The 14,341-nt window shown below is 43.5% G+C and carries 16 protein-coding genes and 1 CRISPR repeat array; of the genes, 1 reads left to right on the top strand and 15 read right to left on the bottom strand.

Annotated elements, in window-relative coordinates; all coding sequences use genetic code 11:
- Nucleotides 1-24 precede the first annotated feature (24 nt).
- Nucleotides 25-591: direct repeats of the CRISPR family, unit length 32 nt; unit sequence ATTTCAATTCACGCACCCATATAGAGTGCGAC.
- 274 nt (nucleotides 592-865) lie between these two features.
- Together FC24_RS00630 and FC24_RS00625 are read right to left on the bottom strand one after the other, a co-directional pair.
- Nucleotides 866-1,387, bottom strand: coding sequence for a methylated-DNA--[protein]-cysteine S-methyltransferase (locus FC24_RS00630; protein WP_057872937.1), 522 nt, complete (start codon nucleotides 1,385-1,387; stop codon nucleotides 866-868).
- A 141-nt stretch (nucleotides 1,388-1,528) separates the two neighbouring features.
- Nucleotides 1,529-1,879: a hypothetical protein gene (locus FC24_RS00625; RefSeq protein WP_057872936.1), complete on the bottom strand. Its 351-nt coding sequence runs from the start codon at nucleotides 1,877-1,879 to the stop codon at nucleotides 1,529-1,531.
- A 113-nt stretch (nucleotides 1,880-1,992) separates the two neighbouring features.
- Between FC24_RS00625 and FC24_RS11430 the strand changes: the two genes are divergently transcribed.
- Nucleotides 1,993-2,169 (top strand): hypothetical protein, encoded by a 177-nt coding sequence (locus tag FC24_RS11430; protein ID WP_157059058.1) that lies wholly within the window; start codon nucleotides 1,993-1,995, stop codon nucleotides 2,167-2,169.
- 233 nt (nucleotides 2,170-2,402) lie between these two features.
- On the opposite strand, the gene FC24_RS00620 is transcribed toward FC24_RS11430, so the two are convergent.
- From FC24_RS00620 to FC24_RS00560, 13 genes are all read right to left on the bottom strand, one after another.
- Nucleotides 2,403-3,449, bottom strand: a complete 1,047-nt coding sequence (locus FC24_RS00620) for a zinc-dependent alcohol dehydrogenase family protein (protein ID WP_057872935.1) — start codon at nucleotides 3,447-3,449, stop codon at nucleotides 2,403-2,405.
- A gap of 81 nt (nucleotides 3,450-3,530) precedes the next feature.
- Nucleotides 3,531-4,622: an ABC transporter substrate-binding protein gene (locus FC24_RS00615; protein WP_057872934.1), complete on the bottom strand. Its 1,092-nt coding sequence runs from the start codon at nucleotides 4,620-4,622 to the stop codon at nucleotides 3,531-3,533.
- Entirely contained in the window at nucleotides 4,579-5,316 is a 738-nt protein-coding gene (locus FC24_RS00610) for a Rossmann-like domain-containing protein (RefSeq protein ID WP_057872933.1), read from the bottom strand. The genes FC24_RS00615 and FC24_RS00610 overlap by 44 nt, the downstream gene beginning before the upstream one ends.
- On the bottom strand, nucleotides 5,300-6,094 hold the full coding sequence (locus tag FC24_RS00605; RefSeq protein WP_057872932.1) for an ABC transporter ATP-binding protein: 795 nt from the start codon (nucleotides 6,092-6,094) through the stop codon (nucleotides 5,300-5,302). The genes FC24_RS00610 and FC24_RS00605 overlap by 17 nt, the downstream gene beginning before the upstream one ends.
- 4 nt (nucleotides 6,095-6,098) lie before the next feature.
- Nucleotides 6,099-7,118: a FecCD family ABC transporter permease gene (locus FC24_RS00600; protein ID WP_057872931.1), complete on the bottom strand. Its 1,020-nt coding sequence runs from the start codon at nucleotides 7,116-7,118 to the stop codon at nucleotides 6,099-6,101.
- Nucleotides 7,108-7,488 carry a winged helix-turn-helix domain-containing protein gene (locus tag FC24_RS00595; protein WP_083485582.1) on the bottom strand — a complete coding sequence of 127 codons (381 nt, stop codon included), beginning with the start codon at nucleotides 7,486-7,488 and terminating at the stop codon, nucleotides 7,108-7,110. The genes FC24_RS00600 and FC24_RS00595 overlap by 11 nt, the downstream gene beginning before the upstream one ends.
- A 12-nt stretch (nucleotides 7,489-7,500) precedes the next feature.
- Nucleotides 7,501-8,061: a nucleoside-triphosphatase gene (locus tag FC24_RS00590; RefSeq protein ID WP_057872930.1), complete on the bottom strand. Its 561-nt coding sequence runs from the start codon at nucleotides 8,059-8,061 to the stop codon at nucleotides 7,501-7,503.
- Between the two features lie 118 nt (nucleotides 8,062-8,179).
- Nucleotides 8,180-8,941, bottom strand: a complete 762-nt coding sequence (locus FC24_RS00585; protein ID WP_057872929.1) for a hypothetical protein — start codon at nucleotides 8,939-8,941, stop codon at nucleotides 8,180-8,182.
- A 103-nt stretch (nucleotides 8,942-9,044) separates the two neighbouring features.
- On the bottom strand, nucleotides 9,045-10,265 hold the full coding sequence (gene hydF, locus FC24_RS00580) for a [FeFe] hydrogenase H-cluster maturation GTPase HydF (protein WP_057872928.1): 1,221 nt from the start codon (nucleotides 10,263-10,265) through the stop codon (nucleotides 9,045-9,047).
- A gap of 11 nt (nucleotides 10,266-10,276) precedes the next feature.
- A complete protein-coding gene (locus FC24_RS00575; protein ID WP_057872927.1) occupies nucleotides 10,277-11,407 on the bottom strand; it encodes an ABC transporter substrate-binding protein in 1,131 nt (376 codons plus the stop codon).
- Complete coding sequence (locus FC24_RS00570) at nucleotides 11,404-12,543, bottom strand: nitrogenase component 1 (RefSeq protein WP_057872926.1); 1,140 nt, start codon at nucleotides 12,541-12,543, stop codon at nucleotides 11,404-11,406. Before FC24_RS00570 ends, FC24_RS00575 begins: the two co-directional genes overlap by 4 nt.
- Nucleotides 12,543-13,862: a nitrogenase component 1 gene (locus FC24_RS00565; protein WP_057872925.1), complete on the bottom strand. Its 1,320-nt coding sequence runs from the start codon at nucleotides 13,860-13,862 to the stop codon at nucleotides 12,543-12,545. The genes FC24_RS00570 and FC24_RS00565 overlap by 1 nt, the downstream gene beginning before the upstream one ends.
- A partial coding sequence (locus FC24_RS00560) for a P-loop NTPase family protein (RefSeq protein WP_202813597.1) occupies nucleotides 13,856-14,341 on the bottom strand: 486 nt, incomplete at its 5' end. The genes FC24_RS00560 and FC24_RS00565, both read right to left, overlap by 7 nt.

Below are 14,341 nucleotides of genomic sequence, written 5' to 3'. Positions count from 1 at the left end.
AACATTGCTTCTGCTGACTCGTCAATTTCAATTCACGCACCCATATAGAGTGCGACTTAAATTTTGCATTAGTTGACTGGATGCCAACAGTGATTTCAATTCACGCACCCATATAGAGTGCGACGGGGTGGTCGCTGATAGGCTATACGGCAATTTGATTATTTCAATTCACGCACCCATATAGAGTGCGACACCGTAAACCATTACCTGGTTAACGATATTTGTCATTTCAATTCACGCACCCATATAGAGTGCGACTGGACGAATTTCATTGCACACATAAATGAATTGATTATTTCAATTCACGCACCCATATAGAGTGCGACAACTGCTTTTGGCAATGACGCAATATCGTCATAAATTTCAATTCACGCACCCATATAGAGTGCGACACGTATGACAATACGGCTTCGGTTGCAGCTTTTATTTCAATTCACGCACCCATATAGAGTGCGACAATTAAGTCTTTGTCGTTAGCAAAAATTTCATTTAAATTTCAATTCACGCACCCATATAGAGTGCGACCAACCAGATATTTTCCAGCTACAGTGTCAATGCTATTTCAATTCACGCACCCATATAGAGTGCGACCGCAAGATATTGTGTTACCACATAAAGCAAAACAATATTTGGGGTATAACATTGATAACTAAGTAAACAGTTAAAAATTTATAGTCTAAAATCACACAATTCTGCTTGAAAAATGGTGCGAAACACCCGGAAAAAGTATGTGCACTTCCGATTCGCACTTTAAAATTTAAGTCTTATCTTACGTAGTTATCACTTTTATTATAAATGATTGTCCAGTAAAAATAAATTGTCTATCATTACTAGCTTAAGCAAGCTCATCTTACTTAACGTGGTGCTACTTTTTAGGCACATAAAACGCCCCTAAATCTACACCTTCAAGTTTCAATAAACGTACTTTCCGCGGCAAGCCACCACCATAACCGGTTAAATTGCCGTGATTGCCGATAACACGGTGACAAGGAATGAAAATTGAAAGGTGGTTGTGGCCCACTGCGCCACCCACGGCTTGGGCAGACATGCGGTGATTTTTCTTTTGTGCGGCGATTTTTTGGGCAATGGCGCCGTAAGTTAATGTTGTCCCGTAAGGAATCTGCTGTAAAATCTGCCACACTTTTTCTTGGAAGGACGTCCCCATGATGTGTAGTGGTGGCAATTTTTGTGGTTGTTGCTGCGCAAAATAATCAGCCAGCCATTTTTTGGCTGCTTGGATAATTGCCGTTTCGCGGTGAACGCTTGTTTTTGCTAAATTATCCGCATAGTAGCTGTCATTTTCAAACCACGATCCGGTTAATCCTTGCGCATCGCTTGCCAGTAAAATTTGTCCCAACGGCGAATCATAATACGAATAGGCTTGCATCGGTGGTTCCTCCTTTGATTTCTAGCTTACCATGTAATCGCTAAACTACCCATTGATTTTGGAAAATGCTTTAAATAAAAATGCGCGTATACTATCAAAAAAGCTGCAACAAAAGCATCACTTTTGTCACAGCCCCATTCGCTACTTATTAGTTGTTGCATCCGTGCTTTGTTTATTCAGCGCACTCAACGTCATGTTAACTGTATGTGGTTTATCGTTAATGATCACAATCGTACCTTGATTGAGAAAGTCTTTGCTGCCAGTGTAAGTTAATTTAACCTCTTCACTAATTTCACCATTACCTTGCATAAGCAAAATGTAAATGGTCTGGTCATCATAATCGTCACTAAACGCAACGGCGATGGTTTTAGAAACTAACTTCTTTTGCTTACGGAAGTCGCTTAGCGTTTGCCAAAGCAACGCGATCACCGCTTCTGGTACTCGTTGTTTAACTTCTGTCGCCACGCGGTGCTTTTTAGTCGGTTCAAACATGTTTTTCCCTCTTTTTTTAAATTACCTTCTACTTTACCAAACTTTTAGGGTTTCTTAAACTAAAAGGGCGCTAAATTAAACGAAATGGGTTATACTTAGAGTGTAAGTAATGCATGATGCAGAAAGTAGTGATGACCATGATCCAAACAATTTTTATCTTAGCAGCTGGTCTAATGTTACTAAGTACAGCAGGTTTGAAACTACAGCAATTACAGCCGGTCAGGGTTCGTGCAAAGCGGACGTTGTCTCGGCGTGAGTATCTACAACGACAACGAGAAAATCAGCGCTAATTTTTGACGCTAATTAATTGTCGCACATAAAAAACGTAGCAGACGGTTCATCATGAGTCGTTTGTTACGTTTTTTTTATGCGGGACTTATTTTAGTAATTGTTTTTCAGCTGTCCGTCAGCAAGCAACAAAAAAGAGCTGCAACAACAAGATTATTTTTGTCACAACTCTATATTATCCTAAAATGTATGCCATCAGGCAGTTATTACACTCATTGCCAATCAGCCAGCGAAATTAATCTTGGCCAACTCGCAGGACACAGGCACCTTCAATATCACCTGCTGCCACGTAGCGTAAGGCATCTTCAGCTTTTTCTAATGGATATTCAGTTGTTTTAGGCTGGATCAGCAAGCGCTCAGCCAAAGTTAAAAATTCTTCGCCATCGCGCCGGGTATTGCTTTCCACACTGGTCATAGTTTTTTCATGGAACAGGTGTTTTTGGTAATTTAAATTTTCAACATCGGTCATATGAATGCCAGCTAATGCTAATGTCCCACCGGGCGCTAAGCCTTCAAGTGCTTTCGGAATAATATCGCCCACTGGTGCAAAAATGATCGCGGAATCCAGCGGAACTGGCGGTAAATCATAGGCACCACTGGCAGAAGCCGCCCCTAGCTTCAGAGCAAACTTCTGCGCGTCTTTACCCCGAGTGAGCACATGCACTGCCATTCCCTGCGCAAGGGCAATTTGGGCGGTAATGTGCGCCGAGCCACCAAAACCGTACAGCCCTAAACGGCCACCCGCTGGTACATTGGCCCGCCGGTAAGCCCGGTAACCAATGATGCCAGCACACAGCAAAGGGGCCGCGGTCAACGAATCAAAGCGTTCTGGAATCCGGTAAGCAAAGCTTTCCGGTACCGTGGTGTATTCCGCATAGCCGCCGTCATGGTCCCAGCCGGTATAACGCGAATTTGGGCATAAATTCTCCCGGCCAGAGCGACAATATTGACAAACGCCACAAGTCCAACGCAACCACGGGATTCCAATTCGTTCACCAAGTTTAAAGCGATGCGTTTCAGACCCAGTTGCGACCACTTCACCAACAATCTCATGACCTGGTGTAACATGCTGCTGATGAACGGGTAAATCCCCTTCTGCAACGTGCAAATCGGTGTGGCACACGCCACAAGTCAATACCCGCACCAAAACTTCACCCCGCTGTGGTGTCGGTACTGGCTTGGTTGTTAATGTCAATGGCGATTTTGCGCCATTAATCGGTCCAGGCTGGGTAACAACCCAAGCTTGCATGGTTTCTGGAATTCCTTTTGCAGTTTGTTGCATCTTGATAACCTCGATTCTTAGCCCTGTTAAACAACCGTCTTCATCTTTATTCTAGCAGGTTTTACCCGGCATTCAATGCGATTAACGAACCGCATTTTGTAAAATTTCAGTCGTTTGCTGATCATCTAAATGAATGTGATAAAAAAGCTGGTAAAAGTCTTGAACGGTTTGCTTAATATTTAATTGATAAACATCGGGATAAATTAAATGCCCCAGCCATTGAATCCCTAAAATCCGGTTAACACTTGGTGGAAAGCCTAAAAAATTGTAAGGTGTGCTTGGTACTAAGTAGACCCGATTTTCTTTAACAGCTGTTAATTGTTGCCAACTACTGTCTGACTTAATTAACTGATAAACGGCTTTATTTTCAGCTAAAATGTAATCTGGTTGCCACTTTAAAAGTTGTTCCAGAGACACGGTGGTGCCGCTTCCTTGCGAAGCTGCGGTTACGCCAGTTACCACATTTTTCACGCCGATGGTGTCAAAAATTTGCGCATGAAACGAGCCCGCTGCGTTAGTGTTTAAGCCAGATTTACCACTCGCATAATAAATTGATTTTTGCTGGTCCTTAACCTTTTCACGTGCCGTTTTTGCTTGTTTAAGTACCTGCTGACAATAGGTAGCCAATTTTTGGTTATGCTGGCGATTACCAGTGAGTTGTGCCAATTTACGATAAGTTTGTGGCATTGAATTCATATCCGCCTTAATGAAAACTGTAGGAATATCCAACTGTTTTTGCAATTTAGCCATATCTGTTTTCACACTATCTTTAGGTTCACCGATGTCAATAATCACTTGCGGGTTAGCGGCACTTAATGCTTCCATATTTAATGTAGAACTTTTACCGTAAAATTGACCAAATTGCGGTAATTTTTGATATTTTTTGGGAATTAAATTTTTTGCGTCATCTGGAAAAGCACTGGCAATGCCCACTAATTTGTTAGGTACACTACTATAAAGTACCATTTGAGCTAAGGGGCCTGATGGGGCAATTCTAGTAATCTTTTTAGGCACTTTCACCTTTCTGCCTGCCGAATCTTTAAAGACCCGCGTTTTAGTGGCTTCAGTCTGTTTAGACTGCGACGTTGCTTGTTGCTTAGGGCCGCCGCAACCAGCCATAATTAGTAGACTAAAACTTAACCCGATCAATACCCAACGTTTTATTTGATGCATGTGTAGTCCCCTTTTCTAAATAAACTAATGCTTGTCCTTTTGTTTTCTTTGTTTGCGGCAACGCGCTTAAATAAGTCGCTGCCAATTTATGAATCCCATGTTGAAAAAGCGTATCGGCTAGTGGTGTACTACCACCGACTAAAATCACCTCAGCATGTTGTGCCAAGGTTAAAAGCCGGGGTAATGTTTTATTAACCAAAGTTGATGCAGTGATAAAAACCACTTGCATTTGTGGTAATAAAAATTCACTGGCGCTAGCAGGATAATCTCCTGGACTAGGCTGCAATTCAAAAACCGTTAACCGCTTTTTTAATTCTGGATAATGGTCTAGATAATGAAAATGGCCAATTGTCGCCATCTTTTGCCGACAATGTAAGTATTCTCCAAACACATCTTGCCGATCAATTAATTTCAGTTGCGCTTGGTTAATCTGTGCTGGCTGATTTAAGTAACTGTTAATCGCGGCTAGACCAATGCTTGCCTGATTAAAATCCCAACTTTTAATTTTTTTAGCTACGGTATGTAAATCAGCGCCGACGTCTTGTTGTAAATCAACTGCTTTAGTTGTAAATAACATGGCAGTGCCAACACCTGCATCGCTTTGCACGTAGATCCGTCGTTGACTGCGGGTGAGTCGTTGAACTGTTAGGTGCGGTGGAATTAACGCAATCAGGTCATCATAAATTTGCCACATGCTTAAGCTCCTTTCGCGCCGCTATACAAAAGCGTTTTTGTTGCCCGTCAACGTTAACCGTCACCACTTTCACTGGATAATGATATAAGCGTGATAAACGCTGACTGGTCAATAATTTATCCGGTTTTCCCACGGTCATCCGCTGCTTTTCTAACAATAAAATTTGATCTGCATAATTTAAGGCATGGTTAGGTTCATGGGTTGATTGAATGATCAAAAAGCCTTGGCGTGCCAGTTCACGGGCCATCTCCAATACCATCATCTGATTACCAAAATCCAAATTGGCACAAGGCTCATCCATTAAAATCACACGGCTATTCTGCGCAACCGAACGGGCAACGGTTACCAGTTGCTGTTCACCACCACTGATTTCACCGAAATAATCATGTTGTAAATAGCGGATGCCTAAACGTTCCAATGCCGCTAACGCACGTTTTTCTTCCGCTTTTCCGGGTTGCTGAAATGGCTTTAAATTCGCGGTTGTGCCCATTAAAACCATTTCGAAAACAGAAAAATTGGCTGGTGCTTCATGGTTTTGGGGAATGTAAGCTACTTTTTTGGCTAATGCAGCACGCGGCAATTTTTTGGTATTCTGCCCAGCAATTACAATTTTTCCTTGGTAAGCGATGGTATTTAAAATTGCCCGAAAGAAGGTGGTTTTACCGGCACCATTTTGTCCCAGTAAACAAACCGATTGGCCTGCTGGCAACGTAAAATTTAACTGTTGCAACACTAACTTTTGTGCGTAATGAACATTGAGATTAGTGACCCTTAACATGCCTTTAACTCCTTTCTGGCTGACTATTTTGCGCGATTAAAATTAAAAAGACTGGCGCCCCAATTACAGAGGTTAAAATCCCGATCGGAATTTCACTGGTAGTCAATAATCTTGCACAATCATCCACTAGCAATAAGAAAATACCACCGCCTAATGCCGTTGCTGGCAATGTATAGCGATAATTGTTTCCCAGTAACAACCGGGCAAAGTGGGGCACCACTAAACCGACCCAGCCAATCATGCCGCTGACAGAAACTGCCACCGCGGTGACTAAAGTCGCTGCAGTGATCATAATCAACCGCAATAACCTAATGTTGATCCCTAAGCTGGCAGCTTCTTCATTACCTAACGAAATCACATTTAACCGCCAACGTAACAATAAAAGCGGCAACATCCCAATTAACAATAGTGGCGCAGCGTAATAAACATCTTGCGGTTTAATGCCTGATAAACTGCCCATCAACCAGTAAGTAATCGCTGGTAGTGTATTGGTAGGATCACCAATGAGCTTTAAAAAGGATACGGCTGATGAAAATAAAGAACTAATAATCATACCAATTAAAATTAAGTTCAACTTTGAGTGCCCACGGATCAACCTTTCTAAAAAGAGCACCAACAAAACTGCAGTTAATCCTAATAAAAAGGACCACAGCACAATAATTTCGTAAGCTTGATTAAAAAATAATCCTAAAGCAGCGCCAAACGCAGCACCTTGGGAAGCACCTAAAATATCTTGTGACACCATTGGGTTTTGAAATAGGGCTTGGTAAGTGGCGCCGGAAACCGAAATTCCTGCACCGATTAAAACGGCTAAAATAATCCGCGGCCACCTGATATTGAGTAAAATGGTTTGAATACGTTGTAAATTCACTGGTGTATCTGATTGACCAAAATTTATTAATGCTTGTATGTACGCCGAGAATGGAATGGGATACTTGCCAAAATAGCCTGAAATGACAAACACGATCCCTAACGCAAAAAGTAACATCAATAACAATAAGCGCCGTTTAGCTTTACTTTTCATGCATTTGCGCCTCAGACATTCCGATTTTAATATCCGCAAAATAATGGGAAAATAATTGATCTACTTGTTGCTGAGCGGCTGCTTCAAAAGCAAGGTAGCGTTGAATCAATACTTTTGCTGCGGGCGCTAATTGCGTCCCACCGCCATTTGCACCACCAACACTGGACGTAATTAACGGAATTGCCCATTGCTTTTCTGCGTGATGAATGATCCGCCAGGCTTTATTGTAAGACATACCCATTTTCTGCGCCGCAGCGTTTAACGACCCATACTGGCCCACTAATTGTAAGACTTCAACGACACCAGGCCCAAAAAAGACACCATGGCGCTTTAAACGTAATGTAAGTTGATAATCAAATTCACGTTGCATCATAACCTCCGATTAAAAATTGTTTGTTGCCGTCAAAAATTGGCTTAACTGCTGGTAAACGGCAGTTTGATTCTGATTGACGGTCACAATCTGCCCCCGTTGCCGTTGTACTTGTTGCCATAAGGCGTGCCGCTGGCGCGTGACATCAAAGTGCTGGCGTTGTTTTTGTTTGCGATAATTCGTCGTACTTTTAATAACGCCAATGATTTTGATTGGTTGTGCCAGTAAAGACAGCAATGCGGCGTAAAATTGCGGCGCTAACAAATCAACGCCACCGATTTCATCTAGCAATACCACTGGCGCCCACCTAGCAGCCGTTAATAACTTGACACCATAATTAGCAAAAAGCTGCGGCTTAATCCAAGTAGGTTGATAACGGCGATCGATAAAGATATGAGTTGCTGGCTGAGATTGCGGAGCTACTAATTGTGCGGCGGGATAAAGCGCAAAGCCAACCCCGGCAATTGGCTGGGAAAAAATACCAGCCGGCTGCAGCTGTTTTTCAATCAATGCCTGCTTAATTAGCGTGGTTTTACCAACATTTGCCGGCCCACTTAATAGTAAAATCGGCACAAACTTCCTCCTTTTCGCTATCTCAGTAAAGATAGCGCATTGATTAAATCGCTTCCAATTTGGCCAATACACGCTTTAACCAATTATCGTTATTATAGCATGCCCACTAAATTAAGCGCTACCGTATATTAAGGTGTTGTTTTGCAGTGTAACAAAGCTGCCGGTATTGCTGCCAAAAAGCAGGTCCGTAAGTTTGAGCAATGAGCTGCCGCCAATTTAGCCCTTTAAAATCTTGCTGCAACAATGGCTGCACCCACTGATTTGTCGGTAACAACGCCAATAAACGGTAGTTTTTAAATTGCGAAAATAACAAATTTTGGCCGTAAAAACGGGCTAAGTAGCGTTGTAAAACGGCATTTTGAACTGGCTGAAGCAATATGTTGGCATTGTTTCGATTGCCCATAAAAAGCGGTAACGACATAAAATCTGCCGCCAAATCAAGTTGACGCCCTTTATGCCTAGCCGCAATGGCTTTTGGTAACTGAACAAAATAAACTAACTGATTTTGCTCGGCAGCCAACAATAAGTATAGCAATGCAGCATCCGTAACAGCTAACTCAAAAAACGGTAGCGCACTAGCAGTGCGTTTAAATTGATGCTGTAGTTGCTGGTGTAACCTTTGATAATTGGGGGCCGCCCACAAGATTGACAGTTGACAAGCGTGTTTTAGCCACAAAGGATGGTTGGCAATTCGCAGTGTTAGCCAAGCAACTTCGCCTGCTGCTTCCCAGCGCAGTAGCCAATAAGAACTGGCTGTCCCTTGGGCAAAATTGACTGCAACGATTTTAATTTGTCGCGGTAATGCCGCAGTGACAGTTTCTAACATTTTCTGACGGTAGACCACTGGATCTAGCCAATGAGTTTGTGGCACTAAATGCACGTTGCCACCTCCTTGTGTCAATTTTACATCACTACTTTTATTTTAAGTCAAACATAAAAAACAGCAACGACAAAAATTTGCCGTTGCTGTTTTAATTAAATCTTTAATTAGCATTGCGCTGTGCCACTTGATAAGCCTGTCGAGCCGCCGGCAACATGTTAATACTGCGCGCCAAAATCCCATTTAAATAGGCAATGGCTGTGCCATAATTGGTCAGCGGAATCTGCAGTTTTTTAGCTTCTTGCATGCGATTAGTCATTTCTTGACTAGTGAGCATGCAGCCACCGCACTGCAAAATTAACGCAAACTGCGTTAAGTCAGTGGGATAACCAGCGGACGCACTAGCAAAGCTAAAGGTTAACTTTTTGCCGGTGTGCGCCGTCAACCAGGCAGGTAGTTTTACACTGCCAATGTCCGTGCATTGTCGCTGATGGGTGCAGCCTTCTGCAATTAACACCTTATCCCCAGTTTGCAGGCGGTCAATGGCCGTAACCCCTTTGACAGCGGCTGTTAGAATCCCTTTGTGCCGCGCCATTAAAATTGAAAACGACGTTAAAGCAATCGCTGGTGGCACAATTTTAGCGACTTGGGCAAATGCTTGCGAATCGGTGATCACCAAGCGTGGTGGCTGCTTTAAATTAGCCAAAGTTAGCGCCAGTTCTTGCGGCTGAGTTACGGTGCAGTAAGCGTGGTGATCCAAAATATCCCGGATAACCAGTTGCTGCGGTAAAATCAGTCGACCTTTGGGTGCACTGCTATCAATTGGTGTCACTAAAATCACTAAATCCTGTGGTTGCAGCAGATCCCCCAGTAATGGCCGTGCCTGCTGTGGTAATTTGAAGTTCGCTAGGCGTTTTTTTAAGGCTGCGATCCCAGTGCCTAACTTAGCACTGACAAATAGTTTCTCCGCCGTATCTTTTTGCGTAGGAGCTAAATCGCTTTTGTTATAAACAATCAAATAAGGGACTTGCCGCGTTTTAAACAGTTGGCATAACTGTCGATCAACTGCTTGCAATCCGGTTTCAGCGCTGACCACCAGCACTGCAAGATCTGTCTGGCGCAAGATTTGCTGGGCCTTTTCAACGCGCAGCGCCCCTAAATTGCCAACATCGTCAAAACCAGGCGTGTCCGTTAAAACAACCGGCCCTAAAGGAAACAGTTCCATCGTTTTTTTAACCGGATCTGTTGTTGTCCCTTTTGTAGGTGCGACCACTGCGACTTTTTGCTCTGTAATGGCATTGACTAAACTGGATTTCCCCACATTGCGGCACCCAAAAAAGCTGATGTGGACACGCTCGCCGTTAGTTACTGTATTAAAGGCCATAAGCGTTCCCCTTAGTAAGCAGATGCTGCAGCGCTAGGTTTAAAGATTTTATCCGCTTGTTTATCTGTCAATTCAATGTTAAACACTTTCTTGTAATAAGTTTTAGTTTCCTTTGTAATGTTAATGTCTTTAAATTGTTCTGGATAAACGGTTTTGGCCATCCACCATAAGGTTACTGGCGTATCGACACCTGGCGTGTAGCTCCGGTACATCCCTAATGGCATTTTGTACACCCGCTTATTTTTGACCGCATCGATTTTACTCCAATCATTGCTGCCCATTTTGTTGCCGTATAAATCAGCTGGTTGAGCCTTAGTAAAGTTGGTAATCAAAATCACTTGCGGATCCCATTTATAAATCTGTTCCATGTTAACTGCAGTGGAATTATCTGTATTCATGCCGGCACCAGCGTTAACCGCACCGATCGCATCCGTCCAGTATTGGCCAAAGAAATGTTTACCGGAAGTGGCAATGCTCTTACCGTCATATTGGAATAAGAAGAAGACTTTTTGTTTCTGTTCAGCAGTTAAATTACCAACTCGTTTTTGAATTTTTTGACTGACATCATTACTATAATTTTTAACGATTTTAGCCCGGTTATTTTCTGGGAACAACTTAGATAGTAACGAAATCCAGTGGTTCAATGTTTTAACCGAATCATAATCCCATTTGCTAACTGAGACCCCAACGGCTGTAAAACCAGCATTTTCCAATGTTTTCTTCATTTTTTTGTTTTCAGCAGTATAAAAAACAACATCTGGATTTAATTTCTTCAACTCTTCAGTATTGACATTGTCATTTTTATTGAAACTTGTATTGGCTTTTAAAATCTTCGGGTAAAGTTCTGACAGCAGACTATTTTTAGCCGCAATCATACTTGGTTCTGGCATGCCCACGATCTTGTCTGCTGAATTAAAGAAGACTGAAATTACAGAAGGCAACGGATAGATCCCGGCGACGGCAATTCGTTTAATCTTTTTAGGCACCGTCACTTTGTTATCTGCTTGGTCTGTAATGGTTACAGTCTTATCAGCAGCACTGTTTTTCTGGCTGCTTTTGTTGTTAGTGCCACAAGCTGCTAAGCCAACTACCATGACTAATGCTGCAGCTAATAACGCAATTTTTTTAACTAATTTTTTCATAATTGATTGCTCCTCCTAAACTGATCTAATTCTGAAACTAAATTAGGAATTTCTTTGCGGTAAAGCCGTCCTGAAAATGCTTCATGCGCTAACGGAATAAACCTTGCTGTCTTAGGACAAATTGGCTGATACAGTGGATCTGCGATGATGGTACGCGCTTGTTTAAAATAAGGAAGCAACTCCGCTTCGTCCCGCGCATGCACACAACCTTTCCCTAATAAATCATCCGGCAACTCAGTGGGACAAAGCACCGTTGCCCCTACATCTGCAAATAAGGCGTGGGCAAGTGATAGCGCCGTGACGCCTTCGCCCACGATCAACGTTTGGGCGTTAGGCAACGGGGGCACTGCAAGTTGGTTTTGCTGACTTTTTGCGGCTCGCTTGATCGCCGCTACAATGGCTTTGGTTAAGGTTGCCCCATAGGGTGTGCCCACCACATAAGGCATCCCAAACTGTTGTTGTAAAACTTGGGCAGTTTTAAAGCCGCTAGCCGAAACCACTAAATTCACTTGTGCTCGCGTGGCTTGCGCTAACTGCGCCAACGTACTGCCCATGGCCCAAACGGATTGAACCTGCACGCCTTGTACATTTAATTGGTGGGTCAGTGCCGGCACACTGCCATTGATTGAAAAATCCAAAGGCGTTACCCCTAATAAATTAACCGTCAACGTCGATGCTTTTATTTTACTAGGCCGGCAGTATCGTTTCGCAATGGCGGCTAATGCTTGGCCGGCACCGCTTACATAAGAATGCATCCCATCCGTATTGAACCCAAAAGTGGGCAAGTGGCTAGTATTTTCAATTTCACACGCGATTGCTGGTAAATCAACGCCGGTCATCATGGGAATCGGTGAACCCGCTAAGGCGATGAATTTTGGGTGCAATTCTTGCGCTGTCTGAATGGTGTCGTGAATTAATTTTTCATCGTCGCCTAAAATAGCTTCTGTTTCTGTTAAGCCAGAAATAAAAACTAAGCTGTCACTGTTGTACCAGCGGGGTTCGTCGTGGGTACTATAAGTGGAGTTACAACCGGAAGCATCGTGCATCACTGTCATACCACCTAATTCAAATAAAGCCGAACAAACACCTGAAGTATCGCCTGTATATGTAGAAATAATCCTTGCTGTTTGTTTCATTAGCTACAATGACACCCCCAGCCTTTAACCGTAATCAGTGCCTGCGTATCTTTTGGTTCTCGTACCGCCGCCACCATCATCTGAGCTAATTGTTGGATGCCGCCAAAGCCGTACAGACCACCATCCTGAATTAAATTGACAAAATAATTTGTTCCACAAAAATAAGCCGCTTTTTGTCCAATTGCCAATACTTTATTAGCTGTGTGGCGGGAAACTTGCCGCATGTCCGGCTGCACCGTTGGAAAAATCAACAAGTCGGGTGCCAATTGTTTCAACGCCATCAAATCAGCTTTTTCCGCGCTGCCAATTTGATCCAAATAAAGCCGGGTCACATTAAACCCATCTGTTAGTAACAACCGTGCTAACCCCAACGGACGGCTGGTAGCAGAAGCATCAATGGCAATTTCTGTCGATCCCACAACTTGCCGTGCTTGGTATAAAGCTTGTTTGGCAGCAGCACGCAAAGGCTGATAATCAAGTGGCGGCACATTAATTGCTTGTGCTAACTTGGTGAGTTGTTGCTCAATTTCCTGCGCATTAAAGCTAAACGGTAGTGCAAGGTGAATTTGACCAAAACGTTGCGCCAGCATTTCTGCGGCAGGCTTAGCAGCTGGACGGGTGGTAATGTTATATTGACTAGTTGCTAATTGCTGATATTGCTTATAAGTTGTACAAGTGACTGCTTCGCGAATTTTAAACTGATGTTGCTGCAATAACCGCACCAAATCACTTTGTGGCTGTAATTTAAAATCATTGCCAATGATGTTGACTGCACGAGCCACTAGCGGTGCTGGCTGCAACAGCGAGTATAATTGGCGGCGCATGGTTTGATCGGGATTTAAGCCGCTTTTACGCATAATGGGGTTCATGTAACAATCAGTAAATTGAATGTCAGGAAACCGTTGCCGCAACTGTCGGTAAGCAAGCTTTAAGTCCGTTCCCATAAAATGGTGAATACAGCTGGTATACACTAAAACAGCAGGCGGCTTTTCTGGCAGTTTTGTGAGGATATCACTGACACCATCGACTAACAGCGCTTCCAAATCGCCGTTTAACACATCTTGCGTGCGGATCGCAACCGTTGAAAAGCGCGTCTGCGCGCCCATTTCTGCAGCGGTCAAAACCACGCCTCGCAGGCATCCTTGCGCGCAAACAAAGATTAAGTGCGCTTGTGGTACTTGCATCCCAACGTGAACAATGTTCCACCCACCACGAGCAGGTGGTGAATAAGTCAGCCCCGTCGAAAAAGGGGTGGGGAACTGTGCCTGCAACAGCGGAATTGCGGCTGTTGTTTGCGGCCGTTGAACGCGATTTAACATGGCAGAGCCTCACAAGTTTCTAAAATTTGCGCTGCTAGTTGACGGTATTGTTGTGCCAACCCAGATTCCGGATAGGCTTGAACCACCGTTTCGCCTAATTCTTCTGCGTCTTGAATCAATTGACTGCGCTCAATGCTGCCAACAACTTGAGTGTCGATATCTTGCGCCAATTGCGCGACTTTTTCTGCTTCGTTTTTGACATTGCGCTGATTTAAAATCAAACCGGCAAATTTTGCGTAGCCCCGATTTTTAAACCGGTCAACTGCCATTGCAATGTTTGCTGCTGCGTAAATCGACATGTTTTCACCGGAAGTGACCACCATCACAGCGTCCGCATAACCTGCGCGCATCGGCATGGTAAAGCCGCCGCACACCACATCACCTAGCACATCATAAAAAACCACATCGGGATGATAAACGTCATTAAAGTGAACCCCTAACGTTGGACAACTAAATCCAACGTTAGGGGTTTTACTATG

Source organism: Loigolactobacillus rennini DSM 20253 (genome assembly GCF_001436505.1).
Taxonomy (GTDB): domain Bacteria; phylum Bacillota; class Bacilli; order Lactobacillales; family Lactobacillaceae; genus Loigolactobacillus; species Loigolactobacillus rennini.
This window is presented reverse-complemented; position numbering and strand designations above follow the sequence as displayed.